This window comes from Kribbella speibonae, assembly GCF_004331375.1.
GTDB lineage: Bacteria > Actinomycetota > Actinomycetes > Propionibacteriales > Kribbellaceae > Kribbella > Kribbella sindirgiensis.
Map to the genome: position 1 here is coordinate 278,780 of NZ_SJKC01000001.1, position 19,835 is coordinate 298,614.

A 19,835-nucleotide genomic window follows, 5' to 3' on the forward strand; every position below is an offset into this window, starting at 1 on the left:
TGTGGCAGGCAGCCAGCTGAACCCGGTGCGCGACGGGCTCGCGCGGATGATTTTGACGAAGGTCGCGGGCCCGGACCCGCACGCTGAGCGCGACCGGGTGCACAAGACACCCGGTCCGCGCTGGTTCGCCCCGGACAGCCCGATCCGGCGGGTGCACGGGGACGCGTCGATGTTCGCTGGGGGCTTGCGGGCGTTGCTGCTGCAGTCGCTGCACCCGCTGGCGATGGCTGCCGTGGCCGCGCACTCCGGGTACCGGGGCGATCCGTGGGGGCGCTTGCGGCGTACGAGCTACTTCCTGGCGATCACGACGTACGGCGCGATCCCGGACGCCGAGGCGGCGATCGAACACGTCAGGTCCGTGCACGAGCGCGTCCGCGGGACCAGTCCGGACGGCGTGAAGTACCGGGCGTCGGACCCGCACCTGCTGAAGTGGGTGCATGTGGCCGAGGTGGACAGCTTCCTCGCGGCACACCAGCGGTACGGCGCGCATCCGCTCACCGCGGCGGAGCAGGACCAGTACGTCGAGGACGCGGCGCTCGTAGCCGGCAAGCTCGGTGTGATCGACCCGCCGACCACGGTGGCCGAGCTGCACGACCTGCTGAAGCAGTACCAGCCCGAGCTCCGTGGTACGACGGAAGCACGCCAGGCCGCCCGCTTCATGCTGGTGCACCCGCCCGTGCCGTGGGCTGCACGACCCGCGTACGGCGTACTGACGGCAGCTGCGGTCGGTCTGCTCCCGTGGTGGACCAGGCTGCCGCTACGGCTCCCGTACCTCCCGTTGGCCGAGCAGACCGTTGTACGGGCGGCCGGCGACGGACTGACCCGAACCATCCGCTGGGCACTCGCCTCACCAACACTCGCAGCAGAGAGCCCAGACGTCCTCTAAGTTGTTCTCGTGCCGCTGCGTCCTCATCGTCCTCTCCCGTTGGCCACTCCAGCGGGAGTCGAGGTGCTGACCAAGATCCTGACCCAGGGGCCGATCCCGCGGGTGGAGATCGCGCGCCGGACCGGGCTGTCGCAGGCGGCCGTGACGAAGGCGGTCGCGCCGCTGATCGAGACCGGGTTCGTCACCGACCAGTCGGCCCCGGCCGATGGCGACGGCCAGCTCGGGATCGGGCGGCCGGTGAGCCCGCTGACCGTCGTACCGAGCAGCGTCTCGGTGATCGGGGTCAAGGTCACGCCGACCAGCCTGATCGGGGTCACGACCGACTTCACGGCGGGCATCCTCAACGTGCGGCACGAGGAGCTGGACAGCACCGACCCCGAGGCGGTGATCGAGCAACTCGCCGGACACGTGAAGGCGCTGATCGCCGCGCTCAAGTCCGGTACGGCGGTGGCCGGTCCGCTCGCCGGGATCGGGATCGCGGTGTCGGGCGATGTCGACGCGTCGCACGGCGTGGTCCGGGACTCGCCGCTGATGGGCTGGCGCGGCGTCCCGGTCGCGGAACTGCTCGGCAAACGGGTCCGCGTCCCGATCGTGGTGACGAACGACGTCCGCGCGCTGACCGTGGCCGAGCACTGGTTCGGGGCCGGCGTCAACGCTGACTCGTTCGCGGTCGTGACGATCGGCTCCGGTATCGGGTGCGGGCTCTACATCAACGGCGAGGTGGTGTCCGGCGCGTACGGCGTCTCGGGCGAGCTCGGCCACCTGCCGCTCGCGCCGGGCGACCTGGTGTGTACCTGCGGCCGGCGCGGGTGTGTGGAGACCGTGGCGTCGTCGGACGCGATCCTGACCCGAACCCGAGAGACCACCGGGCGCGCGGACCTGGATCTGGCCGGTGCGATCAAGTTGGCGCACGAGGGCGACGATCACGCCCGCGAGGCGTTCGACCGGGCCGGCGAGGTCATCGGCGCGGCCCTGGCCGCGATGGTGAACCTGGTCGGGCCGGAGCTGGTGATGATCGCCGGCGAGGGCGTCGCGGAGTACGACCTGTACGAGGACCGGATGCGGCGCGCGTTCGCGGAGCACGCGTTCGGCGCGGCCGGGGACTGCCGGCTGATGCTCCGCTCCCACACCTTCGACGACTGGGCGCGAGGGGCGGCCGCCACGGTCATCCGTTCGTACGTCCGCGGCGAGCCACCCCTGGAACGCAGTTAGCTCCTGGCCGCGGCGAGGATCTTGCGCCAGACCTTCTTGTAGGACTCGAGGCCGTCGGCCGCGAGCGGTCCGGTCGGACCGGCGGTGATGGAGACCCGCTCGGGGATGGTGCCCCAGACCGGGATGTTCTCCTGGGCGTACTGCTGCATGGCTTCCTGGTACGAGCGGGTGTAGGTCCGCGCCGAGCAGATCACCAGGCCGACCGGGATGTGGTCGGGAACCAGCTCCAGCACCGCCTTGACCCGGGGCGTCTCGACGCCGCCGACGCGCGTCGGCAGGATCACGATCCGGGCCCGTTCGAGCGCCTTGTTGAGCATCCGTTCGTGGGACGGCGGCATGTCGACGATGCCGATACCCTCCGGCGGGACCTTGTCCACCGCCTTGCTCAGGAGGCGCTCGGTCGGCGCCTCGGCGATCTCGATCCGATCCAGGTGGTCGTCCTCGGACTCCGCGATCCAGTCCGCGGCGCTACCCTGCGGATCGGCGTCGATCAGAGTGGCTGTGCGACGGTTGGAAGATGCCAGCGCGGCCAAGTACACCGACGTGGTTGTCTTCCCGACCCCGCCCTTCAGTGCAGCTGTCACGATGATCATAGGAGTGAACTTACCCGGTTTTGTCCGAAATCCGGCGTGTCATCGGCGTTGCCCGTGAAGATCGTGATAGTTGCCCCCGGCCCGTGTGAACAAGCTCAAGCCCGCTTCAGCCTGAATCCTTTCGCCCGCCCGGTGCCTCTTACTCCCGAAATCGCACCCCGATGAAGGAGCACCTCATGACCTGGATCATCGTCGCCGCGGCCGTCGCGGTCCTGTTGCTGGGCACCTGCAGCGTGGTCGTCCTGCGCCGGAGGGCCCGTGGCTGACCTCGACGAACAGCTGATCCGCGCCGCCCAGCACGGCGACGTCGACGCCCTCACCGCGCTCGTCGCCGACTCGCATCCGACCGTACGGCGGTTCGCCCGGACGCTGTGCGCGACGCCGGAGGACGCCGAGGACGCGGCGCAGGAGGCCCTGATCATCCTGTACCGGAAGATCGGCATGCTCCGCGCGACGAGCGCCCTCACGTCGTGGATGTTCCGCATCATCCGCAACGAGTGCCTCCGCCGAGCACGCGCCGTACTGCGGGACCAGCCCATGGCACCGGAGACGCCACCGTCGGCGGAGGACGAGGCGCTGCGCCAGCTGGAAGCGCAGGCAGTTGCCGCGGCTATCGCGCAACTGCCTGCGGACCAGCGCAGCGTCCTGATCCTCCGTGACGTCCAGGGCTACAGCGGCCCGATGGTGGCCAAGGCCCTCGGCCTAACGGTCCCGGCCATGAAGTCCCGTCTGCACCGCGCCCGCAGCACCGTCCGCGAATCCCTGGGAGCTCCCGCATGACCTTCGCCAGCACCTCATTGCCCCGGCACCTGATCCGCGGCGTCATCGGCTTCGGCAGCCTCATCGCAGCCTTCGCGCTGCTGCCGACGGTCGGCCCGGTCAGTCTCCTACTCCTTCCCGTGACCCTCCTGGCCTTCCGTGGCTGCCCGACGTGCTGGGTCATCGGCCTGATCGAAACGATCTCCCGCGGCAGACTCCAGCGGGACTGCGTGGACGGTCAGTGCACGCTGGCTAGCCGGCCTTCTTGACCATTTCGACCAGGGCGCTCAGGCCGTCCGCGCCGTACCCGGCGGCGTCGGCGCGGGCGAACAGCGCGGCCACGGCACCCGGCACCGTCACGTCGAGGCCGGCCTCGGTGAACGCCTGCACCATGTGCTCGGAGCCGACGGCCTGCATGTGCAGGTTGTTCTCGGCACCGGGATGTTCACCGGATTCGAGCGCCGCGGTCATGATGCGCAGGAAGCCCATCGAACCGTCCTCGGTCAGGTCCTTCAGCATCGTCGCGGCGTACGGGCGCAACTGTTCGGCGCTGCCGACCAGGCTCGCCGAGTAGAAGTAGCTGATCAACGTGGTCCAGAAGATGTTCAGCATGGCCTGGTAGTAGAGCATCGCCTGCCCGGGGTCGGTGCCGACGTGGTCGGCCCGGCCCAGCACCTCCAGCGTCGCCTGGTGCGCGGCGACCGCGTCCGCCGGTCCGGCGTAGAACACGTACGAACCGGGCTGCCCGATGCCCGGTGGCGGCACCATGATGCCGCCGGTCACCAGCGTCCCGCCGCGCTCCGCCACCCACTCGGTCGCCTGCCGCAACCGCTCCGGGCTGTCCGAGCTGAGGTTGAACAGGACCCGCCCGTGCAGGTCCGCTTCGGCGAGCGACTCGAACATCGCCGCGTAGTCGACTTGGCTGATCACCACCACCTTGCTCGCGGCCACCGCCTCGGCCGCGGTCGCCGCCGGTACCGCCCCCAGCCCGTCCGCCTTGCCCGGCGTCCGGTTCCAGACCGTGGTCGGATGGCCCGCGGTGACGAACGTTCGGGCCATCGTGGACCCCATCGAGCCGAGCCCGATCACTGTCACTGCTTCACGTGAACTCATACGGCCGATGCTCGAAGAACGCGCTACGGGTTTACTACGGGTATGTACTTCGGGGTGCTCGGTCCGCTGCTCGTGCGGACGGACACCGGCGTACCGGTCGCCGTACCGGACACGAAGGTCCGGACCCTGCTCCTCGACCTGCTGGCGAACCAGGGCCGGCCGGTCAGCGCGGACCGGTTGATCGACGAGCTGTGGGGTACCCGTCCGCCCCGCAACGCGACCGGCACACTGCAGGCCCGTGTGTCCCAGCTGCGCACCGCACTGGAACGCGCGGAGCCCGGTGCGCGCAGCCTGGTGCAGCACGGACCGGCCGGGTACACGCTGACCGCGGAGGTTGTCGACAGCAACATCTTCGAGCAGTACGTGCGGACCGGCCGGCTGAGCGACGCGCTCGAACTGTGGCGCGGGCAGCCGTACGCCGACGTACCCGACCACGAGTTCGCCCGTCCGGCCCGGGAGCACCTGGAAGACCTGTACCTGACGGCGATCGAGCACGGCGACGACGTACTCCAGTGGACAACCGCACTGCTCCAGCAGCGGCCGCTCGACGAGCGTCTGCACGCGGTACACCTGAAGGCTCTCTACCGCGCCGGTCGGCAGCATGAGGCGCTGGAGAAGTACGCCGAACTCCGCGACGCGTTGGCCGAGGAGCTCGGCGCCGACGTCAGCCCTGCGCTGGCCGAGCTGCACCAGGCGATCCTGCGCCACGACCCGGCCCTCCGCCGCGCGACAACGCTCCCGGCGCCGCTGAACGAGCTGATCGGTCGCGACGAGACGCTGGCCGAGGCACAACAGCAGCTGGCTGCCAACCGGCTGGTCACCCTGGTCGGCCCCGGTGGCGTCGGGAAGACCCGGCTGGCGCTCGAACTCGGCTCGCCCAACGCCTACCTGGTGGAACTCGCTCCGCTACGGCAAGGCGACGTACTGGACGCACTAGCCACGGCACTGGGCCTCCGCGACGAGTCGAGCGACCTCCTCCCGCGGCTGCTCGATTCACTCAGCACGAGGCAGCTCCTGCTCATCCTCGACAACTGCGAGCACCTGGACCTGGCAGACCTGGTACGCCGGTTGCTCGCAGCAGCTCCCGGTCTACGTGTACTCGCAACCAGCCGGGAGCCGCTGGGGCTCACCGGCGAGCGAGTACTCGACGTACCGCCTCTGACCGCAGCAGCCTCAGTAGAGCTCTTCCAGGCCCGGTCAGGCGTCACCGACGACGTCACCGCGATCTGCGAGCGGCTCGACGGCATCCCGCTCGCCCTGGAGCTGGCTGCGACCCGGGTCCGCGCGCTAGGTGTCCAGGGACTCGCGGAGCGGCTGGACGACCGCTTCCGGCTGCTGTCCGGTGTCAAGGGCGGGCCGGAGCGGCAGCGGACGCTGCGGGCGACGATCGACTGGAGCTGGGACCTGCTGGACGAGGAGGAGCGCCGGATGCTCCGGAGGCTCGCGGTCCACGTCGGCTCGTTCTCGCTGGAGGCGGCGACCCAGGTGAGCGAGCTGCCCGAGCACCTCCTGCTGACGCTTGTCGACAAGTCGCTCGTGGTGGCTACAGCCGGACGGTACCGCCTGCTCGAGTCGGTGGCGGCGTACAGCCTCGAGAAGCTCGTCGAGGCCAGCGAACAGGCAGGCCTCATTCACAGGCATGCCGACTACTACCTTGCCCTTGCGCGGAAGGCCGACCTGCACGGACCCGGCCAGCGGGAGTGGCTCCGACGGCTGGATCTGGAGGCGGCGAACTTCCGGGCCGCCCCGCTGTCGCTGGAGCTCGCGACGGCGCTCGCTTGGTACTGGTATCTGCGCGGGCGGCACGGCGAAGCACGTCGTACGCTTGCCGCCGCTCTCGCGCTGCCCGATCAACAGCCGGAGCTCCGTGCGCAGGCGATGGTCTGGCTGGCAGGTATGTCGGCGACCGATGCTCAGGGCACCGATGTCGCGGCGGCCGGCGAGGAGGCGCTGCGGGCTGTCGGGGACGACCCACATGCGCTCTGGTTCCTGACCATGACCCGTTGGGCGTACGGCGACGCGACCGTGCTGTTCCCCCGGATCGACCGGGCGATCGAGGCGTTCACCGAACGCGGCGATCAGTGGGGTCTCGCAGCGGCGCTCAGCACCCGGGCCCAGCTGAATATCGTGCGCGCGGATCTCGCAGCGATGCGCCGCGACAGTCTGCGCAGCCTCGACCTCTTCGACGCGCTCGACGACGACTGGGGCCGGCTGCAGGCGACATACGCGCTGATCGTGGCCGCGGAGATCAGTGGGGACTATCCGACCGCCACGGCGTACCTGGAGGACGCGATCCAGCACGCGGAGGATCTCGGGCTGTGGACGGAGGTGTCGTTCCGGACCGCCGGGTTGGGCCGGATCGCTTTGCTGACCGGTGACCTCGCGCGTGCGGACGAGCTGCATGAACAGGCCCGGCAGTTGGCGGTCGAGCAGTCGAACAAGTCCGCCGAGGAGTACGCCGAGGTCGGCCTCGGGCTGTCCGCGCGACGCCAGGGCCGGCTCGACGACGCCGAACGGTACTTCACGAAATGGCTCGACTGGCTGACCCAGATCGGCGGCACACCCGGCATCGCGTTCATCACCAACCAACTCGGCTTCATCGCCGAACAACGCGGCGACTACACGACAGCCCGCACCCTCCACCAACGCGGCCTAACCCTCGCCCACCAAATAGGCGACCAACGCGCAATAGCCCTAGCCCTAGAAGGCCTGGCCGGCGCCTCAGATCCCCCCGCCCTCACCCTCCTATCCAAAGCAGCAGCCCTACGCGAACAACTAGGCGCACCTCTACCACCCGCCGAACGCTTCGACATAGAGCGGATCAAGTCCAGAGCAAGAAACTGAGGAAAGGCCCAAAGAGAAGAAGCAGAGGAGGCTTCGGCCGGGCCGTGGCCCACTTGGTGCCTCTGGCCGGCCTGGATCGGGATGAACGACCGACCTGGGGAGGATTGTGTGCCAAATCGGGCAGAAAATCCTCCCCAACCTCGCTCCGGCCGTCGTACGAGGCTGGCGGTTCCGGCCCGCTGTGCGAAAAGAAGCTTGCACCCAGCGGCCGTTATGTTCCGGAAAGCTGGCTTCGGAGGTCAGACAAACTTCCAGTCGACCACCGAAGCCAGCCACCACTCTAAATCTCTTCTTTTACTTCTTGCCGAGCCAGGTGTTGACCTTGGATTCGTTGGATTTGACCCACTTTTCGGCGGCCTGGTCGGGGGTTAGTTTGTCTACGGCGATCATGCGGGCGACCGCGTTCTGGTCTTCGTTGGTCCACTGGAAGTTCTTGACCAGGTCGTAGGCGGGGCTGCCGGAGTCGGCGAACTTCTTCGAGACGATTTTGTCGAGGTCGTACGGCGGGTAGTCGCAGGCGATCTTCGCCGGGACCGCGTCGCAGCCGGCCTTGTACGCGGGCAGGTTGACCTTCACGAGCTTGATCTCGTTGAAGAACCACTGCGGCTCGTAGAAGTACGCGAGCAGCGGTCGCTTGTTCTTCTCCGCGTCGCGGAACGCCTGGATCAGCGCGGTCTCGCTGCCGCTCTGCACGACCTTGTAGTTCAGCGCCAGGTTCTTCACCAGCGCCTCGTCGTTCGTCACGTACGACGGGTCGCCGTCGAGCAGCTGCCCCTTGCCGCCGGACTCCGACGTCTTGAACAGCGCGGCGTACTTGTTCAGGTTCTTGTAGTCGGTGATGTCCGGGTACTTGGCGGCCATCCACGGCGGCACGTACCAGCCGATCACGCCCTTGACCCCGGTGGACCCGGCCTCGACCGCGACCTTGTCGGTCTCGATGTACTTCTTCTTCAGGTCCTCGTGGCCCCAGTTCTCCAGGTTCACGTCCACCTCGCCGGTGGCGAACCCCTGCCAGGCGATCTCCTCCTTGAGGTTCTTCTTCACCACCTTGCAGCCGAGGTCCTTCGTCGCGACGTACGCGACCACGGCCGCGTTCGCCTCGTACCCGACCCACGGGCTCACGGTCAGGTTGAAGGTGCCGCACTCCTTACCGGCGCTCGGCTGCGGCTGTGAGCCGACCTTCTCGCCGCCGCACCCTGCGACCGCTAGCGCGACCGCCGTCAGCACACCGGCGTACCGGAGCTTCTTCACCGCTTGTCTCCTCTACCTTGGAAACCCTGGAAATTCTGAGTACGGCGGGCAGCCGCCTGCGTGATGCGGTCGAGCATGACGCCCAGCAGGACGATAGCGAGCCCGGCGGCCAGCCCCTTGCCGTACAGCTCGCTCTGCGCGAAGCCGGCGGCCACGTCGTACCCCAGCGCGCCCGCGCCGACCAGTCCGCCGACGACCACCATCGACAGGACGTAGATCAGCCCCTGGTTCACCGCGAGCGTGATCGCCCGCCGCGCCACCGGCAGCTGCACCTTGCTGATCACCTGCCAGGCGCTCGAACCGACCGAGTTCGCCGCCTCCACGGTCGCGACCGGCACCGCCTTGATGCCGTCCGCAACGATCTTGGTGGTCACCGGTACGGCGAACACCACCGCGGCCGCGATCGCGGTGAACCGGCTGGTCCCGAACAACGCCAGGAACGGCACCAGGTACACGAACGGCGGCATCGTCTGGCCCGCGTCCAGCACCGGCCGGATCCAGGTGTCGACCCGGTGGTTCCGCCCGGCCCACACACCGAGCGCGAGCCCGACGGCCACGACCACAACCGTCGCGAGCAACGTCGACGCCAGCGTGACCATGCTGTCCTGCCACACGCCGGTTGCCACCAGCAACACGAGGCACACCGCGGCGGGTACGGCGCCGCGCCAGCCACCGAGCAGGAAAGCCAACGCGACCACGACCGCGCTGACGAGCCACCAGGGCGACCCGGTCAGGAGCCCTTCGAGCGGGTTCAGCAGACCGATGGTGACCGCGTCCCGCACGCCGTACGTGAACCCGCCGAACACGTCCTGCACCCAGGCCGTCACGTCGGACGCGACGACGGCGATCCGCGAACCCACGTTCACGTCCGAGGGGAACTCGGCCGCCCACACGTACGTGCGCGAGAACCAGACCGCGACGAGCACCGCCACGCCGCCCGCGCCGAGGAGCACCTTGCGCCGCACGCTCGCCGTACGCCACGGCCGGTCGCCCGCCGCGGTCGTCACGCGGTCGAGGACGATCGCGATCACCACGATCGCGAGTCCGGCGTTGAACGCGACGCCGACGTCGAGCGTCTGCAGCGCCTTCAGCACGGTCTGGCCGAGGCCGGGCGCGTCGATCAGCGCGGCCACGGTCACCATCGACAGCGCGGCCATGATGGTCTGGTTGATGCCGACGACAACGGTCGACCGGGACATCGGCAGCAGGACCTTCAGCAAGGTCTGGCCCCGGGTCGAGCCGAGCGAGCGCGCCGCCTCGACACTCTCCGGCGGCACCGAGCGGATCGCGTGCGCGGTCAGCCGGACCGCGGGCGGCGCCGCGTAGATCAAGGTGGCGATCGTCGCCGCGGCCGGGCCGATCGCGAAGAACAACGTCAGCGGCGCGAGGTACACGAACGTGGGCAGCGTCTGCATCAGGTCGAGCGCCAGCGTCGCGACCCGGAACGCCCGGTTCGACAGGCCGGCCCAGATGCCGAGCGGGATCGCGACCAGCAACGACAGCAGCACGGCCGCGACGGTCAGCGCGAGCGTGTCCATGCTCTCCTGCCACAACCCCTGCAACCCGACGAAGCCGAGCCCCGCGGCGGTCAGTACGGCGACCTTCCAGTTGCCGAACGCCCACGCGCAGTACGCCGAGATCGCGACGACCCCGAGCCACCCGATCACCGGGACCGGACGGTCGAACGACGGCTGCGAGATGACGTTCTGCAGCAGGACGACGAAGTGGTCGACGACGATCCGGATCGCGTCGAAGAACGCGTTGCCCTGGCCGATGTCGTCGCGGTGATCGGTCAGCCAGCGGTGCAGCGAGGTGGTCTCCTGCCCGCCGAGGACGAGCGTGTCGATCCCGCGCAGGACGAAGTACGCCGCAACCCAGACGACGAGCAGTACGCCGACGACCACGCTGCGCCGAGGCCGGCGTACCTCGACTTCCAGGTCACTCGTGATGGCGGCCATCAGTTGTCCGCGACGACGGCGAGGATCTCCTCGTCACCGATCACACCGAGCAGCGTGCCGTCCGAGACGACCTTGACCGGCCGGTCGGCCTCCAGCACGAGGCGGGTCGCCTCGCGGACCAGGACGTCCGGACCGAGCTCGGGTCCGTCCAGCGGCTCGCCGTCGCGCGGCCGCCGGGCGATCCAGCGGAGCGTGAGTACGTCGGCCCGCTGGACGTCGCGGACGAACTCGCGCACGTAGTCGTCGGCCGGCGCCCCGACCAGCTCGTCGCCGGTGCCGAGCTGGACCGCGGCGCCGTCCCGCATCAGCAGGATCCGGTCGCCCAGCTTCAGGGCCTCGGACAGGTCGTGGGTGATGAACACCATCGTCTTGCCGACCTCGCGGTGCAGCCGCACCACCTCGGTCTGCATCTCGCGCCGGATCAGCGGGTCGAGCGCGGAGAACGGCTCGTCGAAGAGCAGTACGTCGGGGTCGTTGGCGAGCGCCCGCGCCAGGCCGACCCGCTGCTGCATGCCGCCGGACAGCTGCTCGGGGTACAGGTGCTCGTTGCCGGCCAGGCCGACCAGGTCGATGACCTCCAGGGCACGGCGCCGCCGGTCCGGTTTGCTCTCGCCGCGGATCTCCAGGCCGTACGACACGTTGTCGATCACCTTGCGGTGCGGGAGCAGCCCGAAGTGCTGGAACACCATCGAGAACTTGCTCCGTCGCAGCGCGCGCAGCCGCTTCTCGTCGGCCGCGCGCAGGTCCTCGCCCTCGAACACCAGTCGCCCCGCGGTCGGCTCGATCAGCCGCGTCAGGCACCGGACCAGCGTGGACTTGCCCGAACCGGACAACCCCATCACGACGAACACCTCACCGGGTGCGACGTCGAAGCTCAGATCGCGAACGGCCGCCGTACAGCCGGTCCTCGCGTACAGGTCCGCCCGGTCGAGCGCCGCAAGCTCCGGCCGGTGGGGGACCCGCTGGGCCTTCGGTCCGAACACTTTCCAGAGGCCCTGCACGGACAGCAGCGCGTCAGAATCCTGGATGTCGGGGTATTCGAGCTGAGCGGTCACAGGTAAACCCTCGCATCCCCGCTGGCAGACACAACGTGAACCGGGACTCTACCCAACCTCTAGTTCGCCGAAGCCCCTGCCGTCCGCAAGACTGACCCGACGGACCGCGAGGAGGCTGATATGCCCGACGAGGAGACCACGAAGGCCGACGAGCCCACTCCGCCTGGTGTGCGCGCACAGATCCTGTCCACGGAGCACTGGAGCCTGCTGGCCACCCGAAGCCTTGCGTGGAGTGAGAGCTTCAGCCGCGCCAGCTGGTTCGTCACGGTGGTATCGGCGGCGGTCGTCGCCCTCGCGCTGGTAGCGGACAGCACCGACTTCGGGGCCGGCTTCCGGGTCTTCGCGCTGCTGATCATCCCGGTGCTGGTGATCATCGGGATCGCGACGGTGATCCGGCTCGTCCAGCTCAACGCCGAGGACGTCGAGGTGGTGGCCGGGATGAACCGGCTCCGGCGCGGCTACCTGGACATCGCACCCGAGCTCGAGAAGTACTTCGTCACCGGGCACGGGGAGGACATCGCCGGAGTGATGCGGACGTACGGCGCCCGGCGGACGCGGGTCCCGGCCACGCAGTACCTGTCGAGCATCGCACTGCTCGTCAGCGTGATCGTCGCCGTTCTGGTGGGCGCCCTGGCGGGGATCGTGGCCGGGGCGCTGGGCAGCGCGCTCGTGGTGTCGCTCGTCGTCGGGCTCGTCACGGGCCTCGCCGCCCTCGCACTTGTCGTCCTGCTCGTCGTCCGTCACGTCCGCCGGACCTGGGCGGCGCGGAACTGACCTCAGGGCTGGTACGGCGGCGCCTCGCCCCAGCCCCAGTGCGGAACGGGGGCCTTCGGCGGCGGGGTCGCACCGGGCTGGGAGTTCGCCAGCGCGATCCGCGTGCCCCACTCGACGTACGCGACGAACGCGGACCGGAACTCGGGGTCGTCCGGGAGGCCGGCGGGATCGGCGCTGCTCGCGATCAGGGCGGCCCAGCGGGACCGCTGTTCCTCGGTCAGCTGCAGATTCAGGTGGTGCGACAGCATCGCCGGGTAGCCGCCGAGCTCGTCGGTGTAGCGGCTGTGGCCGCGGAACACCTCGCCGAGCCAGATCGCCACGTGCTCGCGGTGGTTCTCGCTCATGTGCGCGAAGACGGGTGCGAGGATCGGGTCCTCGAGCACCTGGTGGTAGAACACCTCGGTCAGCCGGCGCAGCGCCTCGTGCCCGCCGGCCCACTCGTACAGCGTCGGAGTAGTCACGTAATCATGTAATCACACGAAGAGGGCCGCGGACACCGCCGCGAGCTCGTCCTCGATCCGGGTATCGCCGTCGGCGGTGAACCACAGCACGTTCTGCAGGATCCGCCCCGCCGTCCAGCCGAGCGCGCGATCCCGGTCGATACCGGTCACCTCGAGCATGAGGTCGAACCGGTCGCGGATCGCTTGCGAGAGGTCGCCGGTCGCCACCAGGTCGTCCCAGCGGTTCCACACCGCCGGCATGAGTTCGAAGGCTGGGTCGCCGGCCAGCGGCTTCGGGTCGATCACCAACCACGGCTGCCGCTTGGCAGCCATCACGTTGTAGTAGTGCAGGTCCCAGTGCAGGAGTCGGTCGCCGGGTTCCGGCAGCAGCTCGGTCACCTGCGCCACGAACCGCCAGGCCAGCGCTTGCTCGGCCGGATCGGACAGGCGAGGGATCAGCCGCGGTGCGTCCTCGATCATCCCGGCGGCGATGTCGGAGAGGTGGCGGATGCCGGGCGGGGCGGGGACGGCCATCAGGTGGGTCAGCAGCTCGGCGAGGATCCGGGTCGCCTCGACGTCGTCCGGCAGATCGTCGAGGGTCCGTGGCTCGAGGCGTTCCAGCAGCAGCGTCGACGTCTCCGGGTCGTCCTCGTACACCTCGACGACGTCGTCGTGGTTCCAGGTCCGCAGCGCGAGCGCCTCGCTCTCGGACTCGTCGTTGACGCTCTGCAGCTTGAGCATCGCCGCGGTCCCGTCCCGCCGTACGACGGGGAGGATCAGCGAAGCCTCGCCGCTCAACGGGTCGCCGGAAACGGTCAGCTGCCACTCGTCGACGTACCGCTCGACCGCCCCGGGCAGCCCGGCCAGCCAGTCGGGCGCACTCTCCTTGTGATTCCGGACAAGCTTCGCGGGAATCTCGATCACCCTCGGCACAGTAGGTGGTTCGCGAGAGATGTGCTTGGGTTTTCCCGTGGAGAGCAGGCATCAGCGGGTGCAGCGGATCGTGGCGGCGACGTACTTGGGGATTCCTCTTGTCCTGCTGGTGGTGGTCGCGTTGATCGCGGTGACCGGGCCGGTGGCGGCGTGGATCGGGTGTGTCGTGCCGCTCGCGATGCTGGTGATCGGGTTCGTGCTGCGGCGGCGGCATCGGTATCAGCCGCGGTGGTGGCTGGGGGTTGCCGGTTTGTTCGGCGGTCTCACCGGGCTGATGGTGACGCTGTTCCCGTTGGCGGTCGGGGTGTGGTGGCCGGCGATTCTCGCGCTGCCCGGGCTGATCCTCGGGATCATCGGCGGGCTGGCGCTGGCGCGGGCGGCCGACCGTGCGCTGCTGGTCCCGTTCGTGCCCGAGCTCGCAGGTACGCCGTACGAACTGGTCTTCCGGCTCCGTGGCATCCCGCTCGCCGCTGTCCTTGTCGGGGCGGACTCGGTCACCGTCCAGTCGCACCCGGTGCCGCGCGCTGACCATCAGTTCCGCACGTATCCGCTGACCGCGATCACCGGCACGTACGAGTTCTCGCTCTCCGGTTCGGAGCGGCTGAAGTTCCCGATCGCCGTCACTCATGCGGTCGCCAGCCAGGGCCCGGCCGTGATTCTGCAGGCGAACGGCGAGGACTGGGTCCTCCCCACCAACCAGGCCGGCACGCTGATCGACGTACTGACCGAGCGCCGTGGTGGTTGAGGTCTAGGCAGGTACGTTGCCGGGTGTCACCCTGCTGATATGTGGGGGCACAGAGTGGTTGCGGCGCTGCTGGCGTCGGTAGTGGTGGGGACTGGGATCACGGCAGCCGACGCTGCGGTGGATCCCAAATTGACGGTCACCAGCGTCACGGCTGACCGAACGACGATCGCGGTCTCGGGACTCAACACCGTCCCGGTGAAGCTGACCGTCGCGGCGAAGTACGACACGACCAATCCGGACGACAACGACCTGGTACTGCTCGTCTACATCAAGCGGATGAGTGGCACCGGCCCGATGACCGAGATGCTCTCGACGGACCTGCCGAGGACGTCCGGCACCGTGCAGAACGGCGTCTGGTCCGGCCCGGTGCACATCCCGTCCACCGCGAACGGGACCTACAAGGTGTACGGCGTCTCGTACGGCCCGTACCTCACCTGGCAGTTCGGTGGGATGCTGCCCGACCCGACTCCGGTCGACGGCCCGACGCTGACCATCACCGGCACCCATCAGCCGAAGATCACCGCGAAGGTGACGCCGCCGGTGGTGCCGTTCGGCCCGAACTACACGATCACGTGGGCGATCACCGACCGGACGACCGGTAAGCCGTACGGCTCCCGCGTCCGGGCCATGCTCGGCGTCGACAACCAGTGCGCCGAGGAAGCCGGCGGCGTCAACGTGCTGACGACGACCGGCGGTCTGATCACCCACTCGTACCCGTCCAGCAATGCCGAGTGGATCAACTGCCTGCGGATCAAGAGCAACCCACTCGACATCGCCGGTCTCGGACTCGCCGTCATCCGGCCCGGCGTCGTGTCGGCCGCGCCGTCCAAGGCGAGCGCCGCAGTCGGCACCATCGTTCCGGTCAACGGCAGCGTGCTCGGCCCGGCCGCCTTCTGCCCGGTCGTCCTGCAGCGGCTGTACGGCGCCTCGCAGTGGCGCGGTGTCAGTACCGCGAAGACGCGGCAGAGCGGACGCTTCACGGTGTCCGCGCAACCGGCGTACAAGGGTCTGATCCCGTACCGCGTCTACTTCCCGAAGTGCAACCGCTACCTCGCGGGGATCAGCCGGGTGTTCTACATCCGAGGACTCTAGGAGCGTTCCTGGCGGGCGGTTTCGGCCTTCTCCGCCTGCCAGCCGTCCTCGTTCTTGCCGAGTCGCCAGTAGCCGGACAGCGAAACGCGGTCCCGGCCGAGGCCACGGTCCTGGAAGAGGTTCTTGCGGATCCGGAAGACGAATCCGGCCTCGCCGTGCACGAACACGTGCGGCGTACCGTCCGGGAAGTCGAGGGCCTCGACGGCCGCGACCAGTCCGTCGCCGCGCTCACCGTCAGCGGTCGCACGGTGGAACCACCGCACGTCGGCCTCGCCCGAACCGCCGAACTTCTGCTCCTCGGTCTCGTCCGCCACCTCGACCAGAACCGTCGCGCGCGCACCCGGCGGCAGCTGCTCGACCGCGGCGCCGATGGCCGGCAGTGCGCTCTCGTCACCCACGAGCAGGTGCCAGTCGGCCGCCTCGTCCGGCGAGTACGCACCGCCGGGGCCGTTGAACCACAGCACGTCACCCGGTTGCGCGGCCGCCGCCCACGGACCCGCGACGCCCTCGTCACCGTGGTGGACGAAGTCGATGGTCAGCTCCCGCGTCGCCTCGTCCCAGCTGCGGACGGTGTAGGTCCGCATGGTCGGCCACTGCTCGGCCGGGTACGTCTCCCGCACCACGCCCATGTCCAGCGGCTCCGGGTACTCGACGCCGTCCTTGCAGAACAGCAGCTTCACGTAGTGGTCGGTGAAGCCGTTGTCGGCGAAGTCGTCGGAGCTGAGCACGACCCGGATCATGTGCGGGGTGATCCGCTCGGTCCTCACGACGACGGCGCGCTTGCAGACGCGATTGCGGCGGGGTGCGGGGCTGGTCACGCGACCACGGTCCTCTCGGGCGGGCTGGGCGTGTCTCCCGGTCCCACGCCGTCGCGAGCAGGTGCTCGGCGGAGTGCCTCGGCGAGCGGGAGCGGAGGGGTCGATGTGGTTTCATCGTTCCCTTCGCTCCCGTTCGGCGAGGTGCCCGCCGAGTGCCGCGCAGTAGGCGTGGGGCCGGGAGACACGTCCTGGTTAGGTCAACCTAAGTAAGCCTAACCCACCCGCCCCAAAGGCTCAGGTCCCGCGGATCGAGAACGCCTTGCTGACGCCGGCCTGCCAGTTGCGGCACTTGGGGAACGAGACCCGGTACGGGATGGTCCCCTTGTACGCCGGTTGCGCGTTGACCGTGAACCGGCCGGACTGCCGCACCGTCGCGGAACTGACAGTCCGCCATTGAGTGGCGCCGTACAGCCGCTGGAGGTGCACGGGGCAGCTGTAGGGCGCGCCCTGGACAGCCCCGTTGACCGGAACGAGCGTGCCGACCGGTGCGCTCGACTTCGCCGGCGCCGCGGACACGATGCCCGGACGGGCCGGGACGAACGAGAGCCACCCGATCGCGTCCGGAGTGCCCGGGAGCAGCAGGCAGGTGATGGGTGCCATCGACACACCTGGGTACGCCTTCGTCACGACGCCGTTGGTGTCGGTCAGGTTCGTGGAGCGCGGACCGAAGTACTCGACGCAACTGCTGTTCGTGCCGAGGAACACCCGGAGCCGGGTGCCGTAGGGCTTGCCGGTCTGCGCGTCGCTGACTGCCCACTTGATCGAGTACGGCTGGTTGAACGGCACCACCTTCGGCGTGACCACGGCGGTGATCCTGGGCTGGTGCGTCCCGGTCACCGCGATGGACGGGCCGGCGTACGGCGTCACGTCGTAGATCGGCGGGCTGGGCGGGAAGAACGGCCCCGTGACCAGCCCGATGACCTTGAACGTGCCGTTCGCCGTCGACGGGACGTTCAGCGGTCCGCTCCAGGTGCCCGCCGCCTCGTTGCGGACCAGGTTGGTGGACAACATCTGCGACAGCTGACCGGAGCCGCCGGTACGTTCGAGGATCACGTTCACCGGGGTGTTCTCGTCGGCGTCGTACTTTCCCTTGACCGTCACCATGATCGGGGCCGTGTTCAGTCCGCTGACGGCGACGCTGGTCTTGTTCAGGGTCACGGACTCGATGTGCAGCTCAGGATCCGGTGCGGCCTGCGCAACCAGCGGTGAGGCCATCAGAGGTGCCGCGAGCAGGGCGGCCAGCACGCGTCGCACGGGTCACGTTCCCTTGATGTAGAAGGCCTTGCTGACGCCGGCCTGGTAGTTGTAGCACTTCGGGAAGTAGACGCGGTACGGGATCAGGCCCTTGTACGCCGGCTGCGCATTGAGCGTGAACTTTCCGCTGTAGGACCGGATGTTGCCCGCGGGACTGACGGTCTTCCACTGCGTCGCGCCGTACAGCCGCTGCAGGTACACCTTGCACGCGGACGGTGCTCCTGCGACGACGCCGTTCACCGGCACGATCGTGCCGACCGGTGCGCTGGTCTTCGACGGTGTCGCGGACACAATGCCGGGCCGCGCGACAACGAGTCCCTGACCGTCGATCGACGCCGGGTTTCCGGGCAGGATGAGGCAGTTGACCCATTCGGCGTCCGACGCCGCGTAGGACTTGGTGACCACGCCGCTGGTGTTGGTCAGGTGCGTGTAGCCGGGACCGAAGTTCTCGGCGCAGATGTTGTCGGTGCCGAGGACGACGCGGACCTTGCTGCCGTACGGCTTGCCGGTCTGTGCGTCGGTCACCGCCCAGGTGATCTTGAACCCGGAGCCGAACGGCACCACCTTCGGGGACACCGACGCGGTGATCTTCGGCTGGTGCGTCCCGGTGACCGCGAGCGACGGACCGGAGTACGGCGTCGGGTCCGTCATGCTCCCGCTGCCCGGGAAGAACGGGCCGGTCATCACGCCGGTCACCTTGAACGTGCCGTTCGCGGTCGACGGGACGTTCAGCGGTCCGCTCCAGGTGCCGGCCGCCGTGTTGCGGGCCAGGTTCGTGGACCACAGGTACCGCTGCCGGCCGGTGCCGCCGGTCCGTTCGAGGAGCACGTTCACCGGGACCTTCTCGTCGGTCGACGAGCCGGTGTCGAAGACGCCCTTGACCGTCACCGTCACCGGCGCGGTGTTGAGCCCGCTGACGGCGACGCTGGTCTTGTTCAGCGTGATCGAGTCGATCTTGAGGTCGGGATCGGGGGCCGCCTGGGCCGCGGCCGGGAAGAAGGCCAGCAGCAACGGTGCCGCGAGCAGCGCAGCGAGAACTCGGTTTCGCTTCATCAGGTTCCTCGGATGTAGAACGTCTTGCTGACGCCCGCGACGATGTTGTAGCAGGTCGGGAAGTAGGCCCGGTACGGAATCAGGCCCTTGTACGACGGTTGCGCGTTGACCGTGAACCGGCCGGACTGCCGCACCGACGCCGAGCTGACGGTCCGCCACTGCGAGGCGCCGTACAGCCGCTGTAGATGCACAGAGCAACTACCCACGCGGTAGACCGAACCGTTGACCGGGACAACGGTCCCGACCGGCGCGCTGGTCTTCGACGGGACCGCCGACACGATCGCCGGGTGCGCGACGAACAGCCACTGGCCGACGATGTAGTACGGGTCGGCGTAGATGTGCGCACAGTTCATCGCGCCGCCGTCGTACGCGGTGTACGACTTGGTGATCAGGCCGTTCGTCCCGGTCTTGTACATCGGGCTGCCGCCCTCGGCGCACGGCGTGTCGACACCGAGGCCGATCGGGATCTGGGTGCCGTACGGCTTGCCGGTCGCGGTGTTCGTGACCGCCCAGGTGATCGAGTACGGCTTGTCCCACGGCACCACCTTCGGATTCACCGACGCGGTGATCTTCGGAATGTTCGTGCCCTTCACCGTGATCGTCTGGCCCGAGTACGGCGTCGGGTCGACCGGGGTGCCCGGGTCCGGAGCGCCGTACGGACCGGTCATCACACCGGTGACCTTGAACGTGCCGTTCGCGGTGGACGCGACGTTGAGCCGGCCGGTCCAGGTACCGTTCTGGGTCGTTCCGGCGGTGAGCTTCAGATCGGCGGACACGATGCTGTCCCGCGGTCCGGTGCCGCCGGTGCGCTTCAGGAGGACGTTCAGTACGACGCTGGTGTCCTCGCCGGAGTAGCCGCCCTTGACGGTGACGTTGATCGGGTAGGTATTCAGCCCGGAGACCGCGACCGAGGTACGGTCCAGGACGACCTGAGAGATCGTCAGGTTCGGATCCGGGTCGGCCTGCGCAGAACCGACCGGCAGCAGGCCGGTCAGGGGTACGGCGAGTAGCGCCGCGAGCACTCGTCCGATTCTCATGCACTGAGGGTGACAGCG

The 19,835-nt window shown here is 68.9% G+C and carries 19 protein-coding genes; 8 read left to right on the forward strand and 11 right to left on the reverse strand.

Going from position 1 to position 19,835, the window contains the following annotated elements:
- The first annotated feature begins 1 nt into the window (after nt 1).
- Together E0H92_RS01415 and E0H92_RS01420 are read left to right on the forward strand one after the other, a co-directional pair.
- Complete coding sequence (locus E0H92_RS01415) at nt 2-886, forward strand: oxygenase MpaB family protein (RefSeq protein ID WP_238153317.1); 885 nt, start codon at nt 2-4, stop codon at nt 884-886.
- A gap of 63 nt (nt 887-949) precedes the next feature.
- Complete coding sequence (locus E0H92_RS01420) at nt 950-2,098, forward strand: ROK family protein (RefSeq protein WP_238153318.1); 1,149 nt, start codon at nt 950-952, stop codon at nt 2,096-2,098.
- On the opposite strand, the gene E0H92_RS01425 is transcribed toward E0H92_RS01420, so the two are convergent.
- Complete coding sequence (locus E0H92_RS01425) at nt 2,095-2,691, reverse strand: ParA family protein (protein WP_131495127.1); 597 nt, start codon at nt 2,689-2,691, stop codon at nt 2,095-2,097. The genes E0H92_RS01420 and E0H92_RS01425 overlap by 4 nt on opposite strands.
- Nucleotides 2,692-2,949: 258 nt before the next feature.
- Between E0H92_RS01425 and E0H92_RS01430 the strand changes: the two genes are divergently transcribed.
- Both E0H92_RS01430 and E0H92_RS01435 read left to right on the forward strand, forming a co-directional pair.
- Entirely contained in the window at nt 2,950-3,471 is a 522-nt protein-coding gene (locus E0H92_RS01430) for an RNA polymerase sigma factor (protein ID WP_131495128.1), read from the forward strand.
- Entirely contained in the window at nt 3,468-3,719 is a 252-nt protein-coding gene (locus tag E0H92_RS01435; RefSeq protein ID WP_131495129.1) for a hypothetical protein, read from the forward strand. Before E0H92_RS01430 ends, E0H92_RS01435 begins: the two co-directional genes overlap by 4 nt.
- Here the strand turns inward: E0H92_RS01435 and E0H92_RS01440 are convergent.
- A complete protein-coding gene (locus tag E0H92_RS01440; RefSeq protein WP_131495130.1) occupies nt 3,703-4,563 on the reverse strand; it encodes an imine reductase family protein in 861 nt (286 codons plus the stop codon). The two genes, E0H92_RS01435 and E0H92_RS01440, sit on opposite strands and share 17 nt — an antisense overlap.
- A 42-nt stretch (nt 4,564-4,605) precedes the next feature.
- Here E0H92_RS01440 and E0H92_RS01445 point away from each other — a divergent pair, with 42 nt between their 5' ends.
- Nucleotides 4,606-7,407: an AfsR/SARP family transcriptional regulator gene (locus E0H92_RS01445; protein WP_131495131.1), complete on the forward strand. Its 2,802-nt coding sequence runs from the start codon at nt 4,606-4,608 to the stop codon at nt 7,405-7,407.
- A 294-nt stretch (nt 7,408-7,701) separates the two neighbouring features.
- Here E0H92_RS01445 and E0H92_RS01450 read toward each other — a convergent pair whose 3' ends face one another.
- From E0H92_RS01450 to E0H92_RS01460, 3 genes are read right to left on the reverse strand one after another with little or no spacing between them, the layout of a single operon-like run.
- Nucleotides 7,702-8,658, reverse strand: coding sequence for an ABC transporter substrate-binding protein (locus E0H92_RS01450; RefSeq protein ID WP_131466944.1), 957 nt, complete (start codon nt 8,656-8,658; stop codon nt 7,702-7,704).
- Nucleotides 8,655-10,616, reverse strand: a complete 1,962-nt coding sequence (locus E0H92_RS01455; protein WP_131495132.1) for an ABC transporter permease — start codon at nt 10,614-10,616, stop codon at nt 8,655-8,657. Before E0H92_RS01455 ends, E0H92_RS01450 begins: the two co-directional genes overlap by 4 nt.
- On the reverse strand, nt 10,616-11,671 hold the full coding sequence (locus E0H92_RS01460) for a quaternary amine ABC transporter ATP-binding protein (protein ID WP_131495133.1): 1,056 nt from the start codon (nt 11,669-11,671) through the stop codon (nt 10,616-10,618). Before E0H92_RS01460 ends, E0H92_RS01455 begins: the two co-directional genes overlap by 1 nt.
- Nucleotides 11,672-11,791: 120 nt before the next feature.
- Here E0H92_RS01460 and E0H92_RS01465 point away from each other — a divergent pair, with 120 nt between their 5' ends.
- Nucleotides 11,792-12,445, forward strand: coding sequence for a hypothetical protein (locus E0H92_RS01465; protein ID WP_131495134.1), 654 nt, complete (start codon nt 11,792-11,794; stop codon nt 12,443-12,445).
- Between the two features lie 2 nt (nt 12,446-12,447).
- Here the strand turns inward: E0H92_RS01465 and E0H92_RS01470 are convergent, their stop codons facing one another.
- Both E0H92_RS01470 and E0H92_RS01475 read right to left on the reverse strand, forming a co-directional pair.
- Nucleotides 12,448-12,906 carry a group II truncated hemoglobin gene (locus tag E0H92_RS01470; protein ID WP_131495135.1) on the reverse strand — a complete coding sequence of 153 codons (459 nt, stop codon included), beginning with the start codon at nt 12,904-12,906 and terminating at the stop codon, nt 12,448-12,450.
- 12 nt (nt 12,907-12,918) lie between these two features.
- Complete coding sequence (locus E0H92_RS01475) at nt 12,919-13,839, reverse strand: aminoglycoside phosphotransferase family protein (protein ID WP_420843811.1); 921 nt, start codon at nt 13,837-13,839, stop codon at nt 12,919-12,921.
- Nucleotides 13,840-13,855: 16 nt separating this feature from the next.
- Here E0H92_RS01475 and E0H92_RS01480 point away from each other — a divergent pair, with 16 nt between their 5' ends.
- Nucleotides 13,856-14,563, forward strand: a complete 708-nt coding sequence (locus tag E0H92_RS01480; protein WP_131495137.1) for a hypothetical protein — start codon at nt 13,856-13,858, stop codon at nt 14,561-14,563.
- Between the two features lie 129 nt (nt 14,564-14,692).
- Nucleotides 14,693-15,655 carry a hypothetical protein gene (locus tag E0H92_RS01485; RefSeq protein WP_131495138.1) on the forward strand — a complete coding sequence of 321 codons (963 nt, stop codon included), beginning with the start codon at nt 14,693-14,695 and terminating at the stop codon, nt 15,653-15,655.
- On the opposite strand, the gene E0H92_RS01490 is transcribed toward E0H92_RS01485, so the two are convergent.
- From E0H92_RS01490 to E0H92_RS01505, 4 genes are all read right to left on the reverse strand, one after another.
- Nucleotides 15,652-16,473 carry a siderophore-interacting protein gene (locus tag E0H92_RS01490; protein WP_131495139.1) on the reverse strand — a complete coding sequence of 274 codons (822 nt, stop codon included), beginning with the start codon at nt 16,471-16,473 and terminating at the stop codon, nt 15,652-15,654. The genes E0H92_RS01485 and E0H92_RS01490 overlap by 4 nt on opposite strands.
- A gap of 234 nt (nt 16,474-16,707) precedes the next feature.
- Nucleotides 16,708-17,727 (reverse strand): hypothetical protein, encoded by a 1,020-nt coding sequence (locus E0H92_RS01495; protein ID WP_131495140.1) that lies wholly within the window; start codon nt 17,725-17,727, stop codon nt 16,708-16,710.
- A gap of 3 nt (nt 17,728-17,730) precedes the next feature.
- A complete protein-coding gene (locus E0H92_RS01500; protein ID WP_131495141.1) occupies nt 17,731-18,780 on the reverse strand; it encodes a hypothetical protein in 1,050 nt (349 codons plus the stop codon).
- Nucleotides 18,780-19,817 carry a hypothetical protein gene (locus tag E0H92_RS01505; protein WP_131495142.1) on the reverse strand — a complete coding sequence of 346 codons (1,038 nt, stop codon included), beginning with the start codon at nt 19,815-19,817 and terminating at the stop codon, nt 18,780-18,782. The genes E0H92_RS01500 and E0H92_RS01505 overlap by 1 nt, the downstream gene beginning before the upstream one ends.
- Between the last annotated feature and the right edge of the window lie 18 nt (nt 19,818-19,835).